At 66.1% G+C, this 1,045-nt stretch carries 1 pseudogene; it reads left to right on the forward strand.

The annotated features are described in order from the left end of the window. A pseudogene (locus tag Q7V20_RS22895) lies at positions 1-1,045 on the forward strand (heme utilization protein); the annotation flags it as partial.

Below are 1,045 nucleotides of genomic sequence, written 5' to 3' on the forward strand. Positions count from 1 at the left end.
ACATTGGCGCCTTGAGCACCGCCAGCGTTCGTGCCTTCACCACCGGTGGTGTCGCTGCACTGACCACGGATCAGATCGCCAACCTGACCACAAGCCAGGCCTCGGCCCTGGCCACCACGCAAGTGGCCGCGCTGACAACCACGCAAGTGGCCGCCATTGAAACGACTGACATCAGGGCCATGACCACGGCCCAGATCGCCATTCTGAACACCGCCCAGGTCGCGGTTCTGGGTACCGATCAGATCGCTGCCATGACCACGGCCGAAGTGCGCGCGTTGACGACAGCAGGCACCGCCGCACTGACCACGGTGCAAGTTGCCGCGCTGGATTCCAGCCAACTGGCCGCCTTGGGCACCCAGCAGATCGCTGCCCTGTCCACAGCCCAAGTCGCCGCCATCGAGACGACCGACATCGGCGCCTTGAGCACCGCCAGCGTTCGTGCCTTCACCACCGGTGGTGTCGCTGCACTGACCACGGATCAGATCGCCAACCTGACCACAAGCCAGGCCTCGGCCCTGGCCACCACGCAAGTGGCGGCGCTGACAACCACGCAAGTGGCCGCCATTGAAACGACTGACATCAAGGCCATGACCACGGCCCAGATCGCCAGCCTGAACACGGCCCAGGTCGCGGTTCTGGGTACCGATCAGATCGCTGCCATGACCACGGCCGAAGTGCGCGCCCTGACCACCTCGGGCGCCGCCGCCCTGACGACCGATCAAGTCGCCGCGCTCAGTTCGGCTCAGGTCGCCGCCCTGGGCACCAGCCAGATCACCGCCTTGACGACCGCGCAAGTGGCCGCCATTGAAACCTCCGACATCAGCGCCCTGAACACGGCCAGCATCCGCGCCCTGACCACCGCCGGCGTGGCTGCACTGACCACCGACCAGATCGCCAACCTGGGGACCGCTCAGGTCGCTGCACTGTCCACCAGCCAGGTGGCTGCGCTGACGACGACTCAAATCGCCGCCATCGAAACCACCGACATCAGGGCCATGACCACCGCCCAGATCGCCAAGCTGGACACCGCCCAAGTCGCTGCCCT

Source organism: Aquabacterium sp., from assembly GCF_030652515.1.
Taxonomy (GTDB): Bacteria; Pseudomonadota; Gammaproteobacteria; order Burkholderiales; family Burkholderiaceae_C; genus Aquabacterium.